This window comes from Hydrogenophaga laconesensis (assembly GCF_031457235.1).
Classification (GTDB): Bacteria; Pseudomonadota; Gammaproteobacteria; order Burkholderiales; family Burkholderiaceae_C; genus Hydrogenophaga; species Hydrogenophaga laconesensis.
Window position 1 is genome coordinate 71,300 of the sequence record NZ_JAVDWE010000004.1, and the last position, 14,967, is coordinate 86,266.

Consider the following 14,967-nt stretch of genomic DNA (forward strand, 5'->3'; position numbering starts at 1 on the left):
GTGGACGCGGAGCTTAGCCGGTGAGGGAGGCGTCCATCATCGTCAGGCGCATCTCGAACTCGGGCCAGACCCAGCGCCAGAAGGCCGCGCGCGCATCGGCGCCGTGCCCGGCTGTCGCCGCGAGGCGCTCCCAGGCCCAGGCCATGAGCAGCAGGGCGGTGGCGCGCAGGAAGTCGTCGGCCAGCCAGAAGGGGCGGTCGGGGGTGGTGCCAGCCAGCGGCACCACGCGGTTGCGGATGAAGTCACCGAAGCGCGCCAGGGCATCGCGGGTGCCCTGGGCTTCGGGCTGGGTACCGAGATCGGTGGCGAGGTCGGCCAGCAGGGCCAGCAGTCCGGCGGCGCCGTCCGTCAGGGTCTTGCGCACCAGCAGGTCGATCGCCTGGATCTCGTTCGTGCCCTCGTAGATCATCGCCACGCGCGCGTCACGCACGTGTTGTTCGATGCCCCACTCGCGCACGTAGCCGTGCCCGCCGAACACCTGCAGGCAGGCGCTGCCGCCGGCGAAGGCCTGTTCGGTCCACGCGGACTTGAGCACCGGCGTGACCAGGCTGCACCAGCGCGCGGCGGCCTCGCGCTGCGTGGCATCGGGGTGGTGCTTCTGCACGTCGAGTTCGAGCGCGGTGCGGTAGGCGATGACGCGCCCGGCATCGATCCAGGCGCGCTGCGTGTTCAGGATGCGCTGCATCGCCGGGTGCAGCACGATCAGATCGGCCTCGCCCGCCTTGCTCGCGGTGCCGGGGGCGCGCATCTGGCGGCGCTCCTGCGCGTAGGCATTGGCCTTTTGCCAGGCGGCATCGAGCAGGCCGACGCCTTGCAGGCCCACGAGCAGGCGCGCCGCGTTCATCATCACGAACATGGCGTTGAGGCCCTTGCCGGGTTCGCCGACGATGGAGGCCTGTGCCTCGTCGAAGCGCATCACGCAGGTGGGGCTGCCGTGCAGGCCCATCTTCTCCTCGATGCGTTCGCAGTGCACGGCGCTGCGGCTGCCGTCCTCGTGGAACTTGGGCACGAGAAAGAGCGACAGGCCCCTGGGGCCGGGCGGTGCATCGGGCAGGCGCGCGAGCACGAGGTGCACGATGTTGTCGCTCAGGTCGTGTTCGCCGCCGGAGATGAAGATCTTGGTGCCGCTCAGCGCAAAACGGCCGTCGGGCAACGGTGTGGCGCGGGTGCGCACCAGGCCCAGGTCGCTGCCGGCGTGGGGTTCGGTGAGGCACATGGTGGCCAGCCACTCGCCCGATGCGAGCTTCTCGAGATAGCGCGCCTTGAGGTCGTCGCTCGCGTGGTGCCGCAGGCATTCGTAGGCGCCGTGCAGCAGGCCGGGCGCCATGGTCCAGCCGTGGTTGGCGGCGTTGAGCATCTCGTGCAGCACCGCTTCCACCACGGTGGGCAGGCCCTGGCCGCCGTCTTCTGGCGCACTCGCCAGCGAAGGCCAGCCGGCCTGCCAGAAGGCCTGGTAGGCATCGCGGAAGCCCGGCGGCATGGTGACCGCGCCATCCCACCATTGCGCGCCGACCTCATCGCCCTCGCGGTTGAGCGGGGCGATCACCTCGCCGACGAACTTGCCGGCTTCCTCGATGACCTGTGTGAGCAGGCCGGTATCAGCGTGTTCGGCCAGCGCGGGCAATTCGGCCAGGCGCTCGTGCGCGCGCAGCACGTCGAACAGCACGAAGGCGTGCTCCGCGGCCCGGGGCTGGTGGGCGTTCATGCGGAAACGGCGGTCGTCTTGCGCGCGGTGCCGAGGTAGGTCTCGATCACGCGCGGGTCGCTGGCGAGTTCGCTGGCGGGGCCCTGGGCACTGAGTTCACCCATCTCGAGCACGTAGCCATGGTCGGCCACCTGCAGCGCGGCGCGCGCGTTCTGCTCGACCAGCACGATGGTCACGCCGGTCTGGCGCAGGCGGTCGATGATGGCGAAGATTTCCTTCACGATCAGCGGTGCCAGGCCGAGGCTGGGTTCGTCGAGCATGAGCAGGTCGGGTGCCGACATGAGTGCGCGGCCCACGGCCAGCATCTGGCGCTCGCCGCCGGAGAGCGTGCCCGCGAGCTGTTCGCGGCGTTCCTGCAGGCGGGGGAAGATGCTGTAGACGTCATCGAGCCGGCTGCGCCACTTGGCGTTGCCCAGGCGCATCTGGCGGAAACCGCCGAGCAGCAGGTTGTCTTCCACCGGCATGGTGCCGAAGAGCTCGCGCTTCTCGGGCACCAGGGCCATGCCGTTCATCACGCGTTCTTCGAGCGTGAGGGTGGAGATGTCCTGCCCGCGGAACTCGACCACACCCTGGCCGGGCAGGATGCCCATGAGGGTGTTGAGCAGCGTGGACTTGCCGGCACCGTTGGGTCCGATGACGGTGATCACGCCACCGCGCTGGGCCTGCAGATCGATGCCGTGCAGCACCTCGGCGCGGCCGTAGCCGGCGCGCAGGCCCTTGACTTGAAGAATGGGTGTTGTGCTCATGTCAATGCTCCGTGCCGAGGTAAGCCGCGCGCACCTTGGGGTCCTGCTGCACCTGTTCCGGCGGGCCTTGCGTGAGCAGGGTGCCGAATTCCATCACCACGAGGTGGTCGCAGATCTGCATCACCAGGTCCATGTCGTGTTCCACCAGCAGGATGCTCATGCCTTCGGCCTTGAGCTGGCGCAGCACGCCGGCCAGGGCCTGCTTCTCCTTGTGGCGCAGACCGGCGGCGGGTTCGTCGAGCAGCAGCAGCGTCGGGTCGGCGCAGAGGGCGCGCGCGATCTCCATCAGGCGCTGCGGGCCCATGGCCAGGTTGCCGGCCTGTTCGTGCAGGTACTCGCCCATGCCGATGCGCTCCAGCTGGCGCTGTGCCTCGCGGAACAGCTGGCGTTCCTCGGCGCGGTTGGCGCGCAGCATGGCGGGCAGCACACCCTTGTGGCCACGCGTGTGGGCACCCAGTGCCACGTTCTCCAGCACGGTCATGTCGGGGATCATCTTCACGTGCTGGAAGGTGCGTGCCATGCCCAGCTGCGCGATCGCGCGCGAGGGTTTGCCAATGACGTTGCCACCCTGGAACTGCACCTCGCCCGCAGTGGCCGGCAGCACGCCGGTGATGAGGTTGAAGGTGGTGGACTTGCCGGCGCCGTTGGGACCGATCAGGCCGACGATCTGGCCGGCATGGATCTGAAAACTGATGTCGTTCACCGCCACCAGGCCGCCGAACTGCATGCGTGCCTTCTTCACATCGAGCACGAGCTCGCCGGTGGCGGGCTTGGTGCGCTCGGGCAGGGCGGGGGCGTTCTGCCAGTCCACCGTGCGCGGCCTGGGTTTCCTGTTTCTGCCGACGATGGACCACAGGCCGTCGGGCAGGTACTTGAGCACCACGACGAGCGCGATGCCGAAGACGATCACCTCGTAGCTGCCGCTGGTGCCGATGAGCTTGGGCAGCAGCACCTGCAGCTGGTCTTCCAGCACGCGGATCAGGCCGGCGCCGACGATGGCGCCCCACACATAGCCGACTCCACCAATGACCGCCATGAACAGGTACTCGATGCCCATCTTCAGACCGAAGGCCGAGGGGTTCACCGTGCGCTGGAAGTGCGCCAGCAACCAGCCCGCGACGGACGCGAACAGCGCGGCCAGCACGAACATCGTCACCTTGTAGCGGAAGGTGTTGATGCCCATCGCCTCGGCCATCTGGGAGCCGCTCTTGAGCGAGCGCATGGCGCGGCCTGCGCGCGAATCGAGCAGGTACAGCAGCGCGGCAACGAAGGCCAGCAGGATGACCCAGGTCAGCACGAAGAAGGCGCGGCCCTGGCCGATGTCGTACCCAGCGATGGTCAGGCTCTTGATGCCGAGCAGGCCGTCGTACTTGCCCAGGGCATCGAGGTTGCCCATGGTGTAGTAGAGCGACAGGCCCCAGGCGATGGTGGCCAGCGGCAGGTAGTGGCCGGACATGCGCAGCGTGATCAGGCCCACGATGAGCGCACTGCCCGCCGTCAGCGCCATGCCGATGAACAGCGTGATCCAGGGCGACATGCCGGTGTTGAGCGTGAGCCAGGCCGTGGTGTAGGCACCGATGCCGACGAAGGCGGCCTGGCCGAAGGAGGTGAGGCCGCCCACGCCGGTGAGCAGGATCAGGCCCAGCACCGTCATGCTGTAGATGCCGATGTAGTTGAGCTGGGTGATCCAGAAATCGGGCAGGGGTGCGATCACCAGCAGCGGGATCGCGGCGGCCAGGATCAGCAGGCCTATGTTTTGAGTTTTTGGCATATCGGTTATCTACCCGTGTGAAACAACGCCATTCCAGAACACCGCGGAACTGGCTTTGCCAGGCCGCAGGTGTTGCCCCGTGGGGGGAGGCGCCGCAGGCGCTTCGGGGGGAGCTTCATCTAGTGGTCCTCGTCGGAGTGCTTGCTACGCAGCGAGCGGAACAGCAGGACGGGGAGGATCAGGGTGAACACGATCACTTCCTTGAAGGCGCTGGCCCAGAACGAGCCGAAGGCCTCGATCACGCCGACCCCCAGCGCCGCGGCCAGCGCGCCCGGGTAGCTGGACAGGCCGGCGGCCACGGCGGCCACGAAGCCCTTGAGGCCGATCAGGAAGCCGGAGTCGTAGAACACCGTGGTGGTCGGGCCGATCAGCAGGCCCGAGAGTGCGCCGATGAAGGCGGCCATGGTCATGGTGAGCTGGCCCGAGGCCTGCGAAGAGATGCCCATGAGGCGCGCGCCGGTGCGGTTCACGGCGATGGCGCGCAAGGCCTTGCCGCGCAGCGAGCGCTCGAAGTACAGCCAGAGCATGACGATGAGCGCCACCACGGCGGCGAAGGTGATGATGGCCTGGCCCGACAGCATGACGGGGCCGACGCTGAAGCGCGTGTCCCAGAAGGAGGGATTGCGGAAGCCTTCCGCACCGAAAAACAGCAGGCCCAGACCGGTCATGGCGAAGTGCACGCCGACCGACACGATCAGCAGCACCAGCGGCGTGGAGCTTTCCAGCGACTGGTAGGCCACGCGGTAGACCAGCGGACCGTACACCGTGACGATCGCCACGCTGAGCACCGCCTGCACCCACAGCGGAAACTGCTGCGGCGCGGCCCAGATGGCGATGAGGGAGACCACCACCGGCAGGGCCAGCGTGCGGCCCGCTGCCTTGAAGGCGACCAGCGCATTGCGCTGATGCTGCCAGCGACCGGACAGCTCCATGAGCGCGGCCACACCTGCCAGCAGCAACAGCAGCCAGACGGTGCCGGGCACCTTGCCGGTCTGGAAAATGGCCAGCGTGAGCGCGCCGTACGCGACGAACTCACCCTGGGGAATGAAGATGATCCGGGTGACGGTGAACACCAGGACGATGGCCAGCCCCAGCAGCGCGTACACCGCACCGTTGGTCAGACCATCCAACGCCAGGATGCTGGCGATTGAGAAATCCATAAAAAGCCTCAGCGCAGGAAAGAGACACTCTCGAACAGGGACACCGAGGGTCCGGCTCCGCCGGCCCCAGGTGTCGTCCCCCCTCGAAGCGCCGAAGGCGCGCCACAGAGGGGGGATGCCGCGTCAGCGGCGCAGGGGGGAGTTACTCGACTTTGAACTTGCCGTCGACCACTTTCAGCATCACACCGGTTTCGTTGGTGAAGCCCCAGTGGTCGTCCTTGGTCCAGTTCATCACGCCGTGCGCGAACACGGTGCGGCCCATGGTTTCGAGTGCGTCGCGCAGACCGGTGCGGAACTCTTGCGTGCCGGGCTTGCCGGTCTTCAAAGCGATCGGCACGGCCTTGTTCAATGCGATGGCGGCGTCGTAGGCGTGGCCCGCGAACTGGTTGCGCATGCCCGCGCCGACCAGCTTCTCGTAGTTGGTGACGAAGTCCATGGCCAGTTTCTTGGACGGGTGGTTGTCAGGCAGCTGTTCGGCGATCACGGCCGGACCAGAGACCACGAAGGAGCCTTCCACGTCCTTGCCACCGATGCGCACCAGGTCGGGCGTGGCCGCGGCGTGCGTCTGGTAGATCTTGCCCTTGTAGCCGCGTTCGATGATGGCCTTGTGCGGCATGGCGGCACCCGAACCGGTCGCCACCACCAGGATGGCATCCGGGTTGGCGGCGGTGAGCTTGAGCGCCTGTGGCGTCACGCTGGTGTCGGCGCGCGCGAAGCGCTCGGTGGCCACGATCTTCATGCCGGCCTTCTCGGCCAGCGGCGTCATGGCCTTGAGCCACAGCTCGCCGTAGGCGTCGGTGTAGCCGAGGAAGCCGATGGTCTTGATGCCCTGCTTCTTCATGTGCTCGACCACGGCGTAGCCCATCACATCGTTGCCCTGCGGCAGGCGGAACAGCCACTGGTCGGCACCGGGTGGCACGCCCACCGGTGAAGCGGCCAGCTGCACGGTCTTGGCTTCGGCCGCCACCGGGGCGATGGCCGCGGCCACCGGGGTGAGGGTGGAGCCGATGATGACGTCGACCTTGTCGTCGGTCACCAGGCGGCGCGCGTTGGCCGCGCCCTTGCCCGGATCGCTTGCGTCGTCCAGGATGATCAGGTTGACCTTCTCACCGCCGATGGTCTGCGGGAACAGCTTGAACTGGTTCTGCATCGGAATGCCGAGGCCGGAGCCCGGGCCCGTGAGCGAGAGGATCACGCCGACGTTGATGTCGGCCAGCGCCGCGGTGCTGGCCAGGGCCGTGACGGCGACGGCGACGAGGGTTTTGACAGCTTTCATTCGAGTCTCCTTCTGGGGTGGTGAAAAAGGGAAAGGGCGGGGAAAACGCGGGTTCAGGAACAGAGGGCCTTGATGTCTTCGGGCACGGGAATCGCCTTGATGCGATCGGGGGCCTCGGGCGGGTGGATCACGAAGGCGCGCGTTTCCGTGCCTTCGCACAGCACGTCGTCGCCGCGCTTCACCACATGCCGGTGGATGAACACCTTCTCGCGCCATTCGGTCACGCTGGTGTGGATCTGCAGGCGTTCGCCGTAGGTGGCAGGGCGCATGAATTTCGTGTGGATCTCCAGCAGCGGGGTTCCCACGATGCCGCGCGTCTTCTTCGTCTCACGCCAGGGCGGCACACCGCACTGCTTGAAGAAGTTCAGCGAGGACGCGTCCATCCACTTCGAGAAATTCGGAAAGAACACGATGCCCGCGGGATCGCAGTCACCGAACATCACTTCCACTTCGTAAACAACGGTCTTGGTCATAGGGGTTATCGCGGGGCCATGCGGAGTGCGCCATCGAGGCGGATCACTTCGCCATTGAGGTGCGTGTTGGTGACGATGTGCGCGGCGAGCTGGGCGAACTCTTCCGGCTTGCCCAGGCGCGGGGGAAAAGGAATGCTCGCGGCCAGCGAAGTCTGCACGGGCTCGGGCAACTGCTTCATCAGCGGCGTGGCGAACAGGCCGGGCGCCACGGTGCAGACGCGGATGCCGTGCTGCGCCAGATCTCGGGCCATCGGCAACGTCATGCCCACGAGCCCGCCCTTGGACGCGCTGTAGGCCTGCTGGCCGACCTGGCCGTCGAACGCGGCCACGCTGGCGGTGAACATCATCACACCGCGCTCGCCATCTTCCAGTGGATCGAGCTTGGCGCAGGCGGCGGCGAACAGCCGGCTGGCGTTGTAGGTGCCGATCAGGTTCACGTTGATCACGCGGGCGAAGTCGTCCAGCGGCGCGGCGCTGCCGTCCTTGCCGACCACGCGCTTGGCGGTGCCGATGCCAGCGATGTTCATCAGGATGCGCGCCGGACCGTGCGCGGCAGCGGCCTGGTCGAGCGCGGCCTGCAGGCTCTCGGTGTCGGTGATGTCGCAACGGATGCCGATGCCGCCGATGTCGGCCGCCACGCGTTTCGCGTTGTCCAGGTTCACGTCGAGCACGGCGACCTTGGCGCCCAGCCGCGCGAGTTCGCGCGCGGCGGCCTCGCCCAGGCCCGAGCCACCACCGGTGACGAGGGCTGCTTGTCCTTGGATGTTCATGGTCTGTTGTCTCCGTTTCAGGGGTTCTGGTTTTCGATCAGCAAGGCCATGCCCTGGCCACCCCCCACGCAGGCGCTGGAGATGCCGTAGCGCTGGCCGCTGCGCTGCAGTTCACGCGCCAGCGTGAGCGTCAGGCGCACGCCGGTGGCCGCCAGTGGGTGGCCCAGTGCGATGGCGCCGCCGTTGACGTTCAGACGCTCCAGGTCCATGCCGAGTTCACGCGCCACGGCCAGGGTTTGTGCGCCTTGCGCTTCGTTCACTTCGAAGCGTGCGATATCCGACAGTTTCAGGCCGGTGCGCTCCAGCAGCAGGCGGATCGCCGGTGCCGGGCCGATGCCCATGATTTCGGGTGGCACGCCGACGGCAGCGGCCGCGACCACGCGCGCCAGCGGCTTCTTGCCGTTGGCCTTGGCGTACGCGCCAGACGCGACCACGCAGGCCGCCGCCGCATCCACCAGCGCGGAGCTGTTGCCGCCGGTCTGCACGCCACCTTCGAACACGGGCTTGAGCTTGGCGAGCACGTCCACCGGCGACAGGCGCGGGTGGGTGTCGGTGGCGACTTCGGTCACCTTGCCCTGCAGCTTGATGCCGCGCGTCTTGTAACCCGCGAGCTCGAATTTCTCGGTGACCACCGGCACGATCTCGCCGGCGAGAAACCCGCTTTCCTGCGCGGCCACCGCCTTCGCGAACGAGGCGGAGGCAAAGGCGTCCACGTCTTCGCGCGCGATGCTGTACTTCTTGGCCAGGTTCTCGGCGGTCTGGATCATGTTGATGCCGGCCGCCGGGTCCTTCAGTGCCTCCCACATGTAGTCCTTGAAGCCCACTGGCGCGCCCAGCTTGAAGCCGGTGCGGTGGTCGAAGGCGGCGATGGGGTTGCGCGTCATGCTCTCGGTGCCCACCACCAGCGCGGCGTCGCAGGCGCCGCCCTGGATGTGTTCGCCCGCCTGGCGGAACAGCTCGAAGCCGGTGCCGCAGATGCGCTGCGCCATGATCGCCGGCACCTCCACCGGCACACCGGCGTACAGGCCGATGTGGCGGGGCAGGAAGAACTGGTCGAAATCACCCGGCGCCATGTTGCCGGTGACGACCGAGCCGATGTGCTCGCCCGGCACACCGGCGCGGGCCAGCGCCTCGCGCGCGGCCTTGATGCCCAGGTCGGTCGGCGAGATGTGGCCCAGCGCGCCGCAGTAGTCCACCATCGGGGTGCGCACGCCGTCGAGCAGCCAGACGTCGTCGAACGCGTTGAAGAAGCCTCGGGAAGCCATGTCGTCTCGTCTTTACTGGGGTTTGATGATCGCGTGCAGCGTGTCGTCGTGCAGGCGCGCCACGGTTTCGGCCCGGTGCGCCAGCACCGCGCGCTGGTTGATCGATCCCTTGTCGGTGATCTCGCCCCGGTCGATGGTGGGCGCGTCGGCCAGCAGGCACAGGCGCGCGATGCGGCTGGCGCTGCCGGTGGACGTTTTCGCCAGGTCGTTCACCACGCGCTGGAAATGCGCCAGCACCGGTTCGCTGTTGAGCACGTCGTGCAGCGACGCCTCGGCCGGCAGGCCGCTGAGCGCACGCACCGCGCCGGTGGGGAACACCATGGCGCCGACTTCCTTCATGTTCAGGCCGGTGAGCACCACGTCCTGGATGTAGGGCGCACCGGCCGCGATGATCTTCGCTCGCATCGGGCCCACGCTCACAAAGGTGCCGGTGGCGAGCTTGAAGTCTTCCGCGATGCGGCCGTCGAACTTCAGGCCCTGGTGCACGTCGGTCTCGTCGATCCACTTCACCGCGTCGCCGGTCTTGAAGAAACCTTCCTCGTCGAACGAGTCGGCGGTTTCGGCCGGCATGCGCCAGTAGCCGGGCGTGATGTTCGGTCCCTTGTAGCGCACCTCCGTCTTGCCGTCGGTGTCAACCAGTTTGAGCACCAGTCCTGGCGTGGGCAGGCCCAGGTCACCTGCTTTCACGTTCGGGCTCGTGACGAAGATGCCGAAGGGCCCGGACTCGGTCATGCCCAGGCCAGTGCCCATCACGATGCGTTCGCCGATCTGCTGTTCCTGCACGGCATGCAGGGCGTCCCACACGGGCTGGGCAAGCGCGGCGCCGGCGTAGAAGAACATCTGCACACGCGAGAGCAGGGTCTTGCGCAAGGCTTCGTCGGTCTTCATCGCGTTGGCGATGGCCTCGAACCCCGTGGGCACGTTGAAGTACACCGTGGGTGCGATCTCGCGCAGGTTGCGCAGCGTCTCGGCCATCAGCGCGGGCGTGGGCTTGCCGTCGTCGATGTACAGCGTGCCACCGTGGTAGATCACCATGCCGAAATTGTGGTTGCCACCGAAGGTGTGGTTCCAGGGCAGCCAGTCCACGAGCACCAGCGGGCCTTCCGCGAGGACGGGCATGGACTCGGCCATCTGCTGCTGGTTGGCGCACCACATGCGCTGCGTGTTGATCACGGCCTTGGGCATCTTGGTCGAGCCCGAGGTGAAGAGGAACTTGGTGATCGTGTCCGGGCCGGTCGCTGCCATGGCGGCATCCACCTCGGGCGTGGGCTCGGTGGCCAGCAGCGAGGCGAACGACGTGGTGGCACGGCCGGGCACGGTGCCTTCGGTCGTCATCAATTCCACGTCGGGTGCCACCGTGGCCAGCATGGCGCGGCTGTAGCGGTGCGCGTCGGCCGCGAACACCAGGCCAGGCGTGAGCGTCTTCACCACGTGGTGCAGCTTGTCGAAGTCCTGGCTCACCAGCGAATAGGCGGGTGACGTGGGGCAGTAGGCGATGCCGGCGTACACGCAGCCCAGGGCGAGCAGCGCATGTTCCAGGTCGTTCTCACTCAGGATCAGCACCGGGCGTTCGGCCGACAGACCCCGGTTCAACAGGCCCTGGCCGATGCGGCGCGCCGCTTCCAGCGCCTGCGCGAAGCTGACATGCCGCCAGTCGCCGGTGGTGCCGTCGGCATTCTTCGTGCGGCGCGCGAACAGCGTCTGTTCAGGACGCGTCTTCGCCCAGTGCACCAGCCGGTCGGTGATGCGCGTGGGGAAGGCGGACAACTCCTGCTGCGCGCTCAGGTAGTGCACGCCGGTGTCACCGTCGCGCAGCGTGGCGCGGGTGACGCCGAACTTCAGGGGCCGGTAACGCGCGGCCGTGGTGGGGTTCTGGCTCATGTCTCTCTCGGGTGGTATTCGTTGTCAATCAATCCTGCGAGCCGCGTGTCTTTCTCCAGGGATGCCGCGGAACCGGCTTTGCCGGGCCGCTGGCATCGCCCCCTGGGGGGGTGACGCCGAAGGCGGCGCGGGGGGGTCAATCCTTGCTGACTTTGTTCGCGCGCCCTTCCAGGAAGGCGCGCACACGCTCCTTGGCTTCAGGGGCGTTCTGCACGATGGCGGCCATCAGCGCTTCGGTGAAGAAGCCCTGGTCGGCCGGTTGTTCGGCGATGCGCGGCAGGGCGTGCATCAGCGCGTAGTTGGTGAGGGGCGCATTGCCGGCGATGCGCGTGGCGAGCTCCAGCGCTTTGTCCAGCGCGGTGCCTTCGGGCACCAGGTACTGCGCCAGACCGATGCGTTCGCCGTCTTCGGCCTTGTAGACGCGGCCGGTGAACATCATGTCGGCCATGCGCGCGGCGCCGATCAGGCGCGGGATGCGGACCGAGCCGCCACCGCCCACGAAGATGCCACGCGAACCTTCGGGCAGCGCGAAGAAGGACGTGCTGTCGGCCACGCGGATGTGGCAGGCGCTGGCCAGCTCGAGCCCGCCACCGACCACCGCACCGTGCAGCGCCGCGACCACCGGCACCGGGCCGTGCTGCACGCACTCCAGCGCCGAGTGCCACATGCGCGAGTGGTGCACGCCCTGGCCGGCGTCGCGTTCCTGCAGTTCGGAGAGGTCGAGGCCGGCGCAGAAATGGTCGCCCGAGCCGTGGATCACGGCCGCGCGCACGCTCTGCGGCATGCCCTGGAAAATGTCGCGCAGGGCAAGGATGAGGCCGTCGTTCAGCGCGTTGCGCTTGGCGGGCCGGTTCAGCGTGATCACGGCGATCTCGGACGAGGCGCCCTGCAGGCTCAGGCTGATGTCGGTGGAATGGATGGGCATGAAAGTCTCGGTGTCTCGTCCCCCGGAGCGCCGGGTTTGCGTGCTTGAAGTGAGGCTGCATTATTGTTATAAACAATAACCAAAACAAGATTGCCAGCCCGAAATCGACCCCCGTGTTTACCCTAGGTCGAACCCGTTTCCACATTCCATCAAGAGACAGACATGGACCACAAGAACCTCCTCGCGATCGACATCCACACCCACGCCGAGGTGAGTTGCCGCAACCCCTTCGACAACTATGGCGAGGAATACGACCGCGCCGCCGACAAGTACTTCGGCAGCAACCGCCGCCCCACCATCGCCGAGACGATCGCCTACTACCGCGAACGCAAGATCGGCCTGGTGATGTTCACGGTCGACAGCGAGTCCAAACTCGGCCGCCGCCGCATTCCCAATGAGGAGATCGCGCAGGCCGCGCGCGAGAACAGCGACATGATGATCGCCTTCGCCAGCATCGACCCGCACAAAGGCAAGATGGGTGCGCGCGAAGCGGAGCGCCTGATCAAGGAAGAGGGCGTCAAGGGCTTCAAGTTCCACCCCACGGTGCAGGGCTACCACCCGTACGACAAGATGGCCTGGCCGATCTACGAGGTGATCAACGCACACAAGCTGCCCGCGATCTTCCACACGGGCCACAGCGGTATCGGTTCCGGCATGCGCTGCGGCGGCGGCCTGCGGCTGGAGTACAGCAACCCCATGCACCTGGACGACGTGGCGATCGACTTCCCCGACATGCAGATCGTCATGGCGCACCCCAGCTTCCCGTGGCAGGACGAGGCGCTCAGCGTCGCCACGCACAAGCCCAACGTGTGGATCGATCTTTCAGGCTGGAGCCCGAAGTACTTTCCGAAGCAGCTGGTGCAGTACGCCAACACGCTGCTGAAGGACCGTGTGCTGTTCGGCAGCGACTACCCGCTGATCACGCCCGAGCGCTGGATGAAGGACTTCGAGATCGCCGGTTTCAAGCCCGAGGTAATGCCGGGCATCCTGAAAGGCAACGCGGTTCGACTCCTCGGTCTGGAATGATCGCCCCCGCCGCGCTACGCGCGACCCCCGTCCGGGGGCGACGCCAACGGCCCGGCAAAGCCGGTTCCGTGGCATCCGCTGGCAGGCCCCGAGCGCGCAATCGCTCTTTCACAGAGGAGGCACCATGCTGAAGGCATTCCGGTCGCTGGCCGACATCGAGCGGCTGGAGCAGGCGCCGCGTGAGCAGACCGCACCGCACCGCAGTCCCTACGCGCTGATCCGCGCGGCCGCTGAGCGTTTCCCCGATCGCGAGGCTTTCACCTTCCTGCCGGACGCGGACCTGGCCCGCGAGCCGCGGCGCATCACCTACCGCGCGTTGCTGGCCGACATCCACCGCGCGGCCAACCTGTTCCGTTCGCTCGGTGTGGGGCCGGACGACGCGGTGGCGCTGCTCGCGCCCAACACGCCCGAGGCGCACACGGTGCTGTGGGGTGCGCAGCTCGCGGGCCGCGTCTGCCCGATCAACTACCTGCTGCAACCCGATCACATCGCTGCGCTGCTCAAGGCCTCCAACGCGAAGCTGCTGGTGGTGCTCGGGCCGAACAGCGAGCTCGCGGTGTGGCCGGTGGCGCAGCAGGTGGTGCAACACCACGCGCTGCCGCTGATGCAGATCCGTGTGGGGGATGAGACCGCGCCCGGTGTGCCGGTGCTGCAGGACCTGCTCGCTTCGCAGCCCGACACACCCGTCTTCGAACCCGACCTGCACCCCGACCGTGTGGTCGCACTGTTCCACACTGGCGGCACCACCGGTGCACCCAAGCTCGCGCAGCACACGCAGGGCAACGAGGCGCACACGGCCTGGTTCGCGCATGCGTTCTACGATGTCGATGAAAGCGCGGTCGAGATCAACGGCTTTCCGCTGTTCCATGTGGCCGGTGCCTTCGTCTATGGCCTGGCGCTGCTCGCGGTGGGTGCGCGCCAGGTGCTGCCCACGCTCAGCGGCATGCGCAACACCGGCTTCGTGCGGTGCTACTGGAAGTTCTGCGAGCGCGAGCGCGTGACGCACCTGGCCTGCGTGCCCACGGTGCTGGCCAGTCTGATGGGCGTGGCGGTGGACGCGGACATCGCCACCGTGCGCGCGGCCTACACCGGCGGGTCGCCGCTGCCGTCTGAACTCGCGCAGCGCTTCGAAGTGGCCACCGGCATTGCGGTGCGCAACATCCTGGGCATGACGGAATGCGCCGGGCTGGTGAGCATCGAACCGCTGCTGGGGCCGCGCACGCCGGGCTCGGCCGGCCTGCGCCTGCCCTACACCGAGGTACACGCCGTGCCCTGGCGCGATGGCGAGGCGAAGCTGGACGAACGCTGCGCTGCGGGCGAGACCGGCGTGCTCGTGCTGCGCGGGCCGCACGTGAGCCCGGGCTACACCGACGCGGCGCGCAACGCCGGCATGTTCGAGCAGGGCTGGATCGTCACGGGCGATCTGGGCCATCTCGATGAGGCCGGCCGTGTGCACATCACCGGCCGCGCGAAGGACGTGATCATCCGCGGCTCGCACAACATCGACCCCGGCCTGGTGGAAGATGCCTTCCTGGCGCACCCGGCGGTGGCGCTGTGCGCTGTGGTGGCTGAACCCGATGCCTACGCTGGCGAGGTGCCGGTAGCTTTCGTGACGCTCAAGCCTGGTCAGGCTGTGGGTGGTGCTGAGCTGCTGGCCGTTGTGGCGCCCCAGGTCTATGAGCGGCCCGCCGTGCCCAAGCGCGTGGTGCTGCTGGAGACCTTGCCGATGACCGCCATCGGCAAGGTGTTCAAGCCCGAGCTGCGGCTGCGTGCCATCGAGATCAAGCTCACCGAGAGCGTGCGAGAGTGGGCGCCGGGCGTGAGCGCGCGCGTGCAGGCGCTGGAGAGGGGCGGGCGGCAGTGCGCGGTGATCACCGTGGCAGGCCCGCGCGACGATGCCTTACGCGAACGGCTGATGCAAGGGCTCGCGGCGATGGCGGTGCAGACCGAGCTGCGTTTCGAATAGCGG

Annotated in this window: 12 protein-coding genes; 2 read left to right on the forward strand and 10 right to left on the reverse strand. The window is 67.6% G+C overall.

Going from position 1 to position 14,967, the window contains the following annotated elements:
* Positions 1-13 precede the first annotated feature (13 nt).
* The 10 genes from J2X09_RS08910 to J2X09_RS08955 form a co-directional block, all read right to left on the reverse strand.
* The gene (locus tag J2X09_RS08910) at positions 14-1,705 is read right to left on the reverse strand and encodes an acyl-CoA dehydrogenase family protein (protein ID WP_204733231.1); all 1,692 of its coding nucleotides are present in this window, start codon (positions 1,703-1,705) and stop codon (positions 14-16) included.
* Positions 1,702-2,451, reverse strand: a complete 750-nt coding sequence (locus J2X09_RS08915) for an ABC transporter ATP-binding protein (protein WP_204733230.1) — start codon at positions 2,449-2,451, stop codon at positions 1,702-1,704. The genes J2X09_RS08910 and J2X09_RS08915 overlap by 4 nt, the downstream gene beginning before the upstream one ends.
* A gap of 1 nt (position 2,452) precedes the next feature.
* Entirely contained in the window at positions 2,453-4,222 is a 1,770-nt protein-coding gene (locus J2X09_RS08920; protein WP_204733229.1) for a branched-chain amino acid ABC transporter ATP-binding protein/permease, read from the reverse strand.
* Between the two features lie 119 nt (positions 4,223-4,341).
* Positions 4,342-5,382 (reverse strand): branched-chain amino acid ABC transporter permease, encoded by a 1,041-nt coding sequence (locus J2X09_RS08925; protein ID WP_204733228.1) that lies wholly within the window; start codon positions 5,380-5,382, stop codon positions 4,342-4,344.
* 142 nt (positions 5,383-5,524) lie between these two features.
* The gene (locus J2X09_RS08930) at positions 5,525-6,658 is read right to left on the reverse strand and encodes an ABC transporter substrate-binding protein (RefSeq protein WP_204733227.1); all 1,134 of its coding nucleotides are present in this window, start codon (positions 6,656-6,658) and stop codon (positions 5,525-5,527) included.
* Positions 6,659-6,711: 53 nt separating this feature from the next.
* Entirely contained in the window at positions 6,712-7,131 is a 420-nt protein-coding gene (locus J2X09_RS08935; RefSeq protein ID WP_204733226.1) for an acyl-CoA thioesterase, read from the reverse strand.
* Between the two features lie 5 nt (positions 7,132-7,136).
* A complete protein-coding gene (locus J2X09_RS08940) occupies positions 7,137-7,901 on the reverse strand; it encodes an SDR family NAD(P)-dependent oxidoreductase (RefSeq protein ID WP_204733225.1) in 765 nt (254 codons plus the stop codon).
* Between the two features lie 17 nt (positions 7,902-7,918).
* Positions 7,919-9,166: a thiolase family protein gene (locus J2X09_RS08945; protein WP_204733224.1), complete on the reverse strand. Its 1,248-nt coding sequence runs from the start codon at positions 9,164-9,166 to the stop codon at positions 7,919-7,921.
* Positions 9,167-9,178: 12 nt separating this feature from the next.
* Positions 9,179-11,047: a feruloyl-CoA synthase gene (locus tag J2X09_RS08950; protein ID WP_204733223.1), complete on the reverse strand. Its 1,869-nt coding sequence runs from the start codon at positions 11,045-11,047 to the stop codon at positions 9,179-9,181.
* A 136-nt stretch (positions 11,048-11,183) separates the two neighbouring features.
* A complete protein-coding gene (locus tag J2X09_RS08955) occupies positions 11,184-11,972 on the reverse strand; it encodes a crotonase/enoyl-CoA hydratase family protein (RefSeq protein WP_204733222.1) in 789 nt (262 codons plus the stop codon).
* A 162-nt stretch (positions 11,973-12,134) separates the two neighbouring features.
* On the opposite strand from J2X09_RS08955, the gene J2X09_RS08960 reads away from it, so the two are divergent.
* A complete protein-coding gene (locus J2X09_RS08960) occupies positions 12,135-12,998 on the forward strand; it encodes an amidohydrolase family protein (RefSeq protein ID WP_204733221.1) in 864 nt (287 codons plus the stop codon).
* A 124-nt stretch (positions 12,999-13,122) separates the two neighbouring features.
* Entirely contained in the window at positions 13,123-14,964 is a 1,842-nt protein-coding gene (locus tag J2X09_RS08965; RefSeq protein ID WP_310308025.1) for an AMP-binding protein, read from the forward strand.
* The last annotated feature ends 3 nt before the right edge of the window (positions 14,965-14,967 follow it).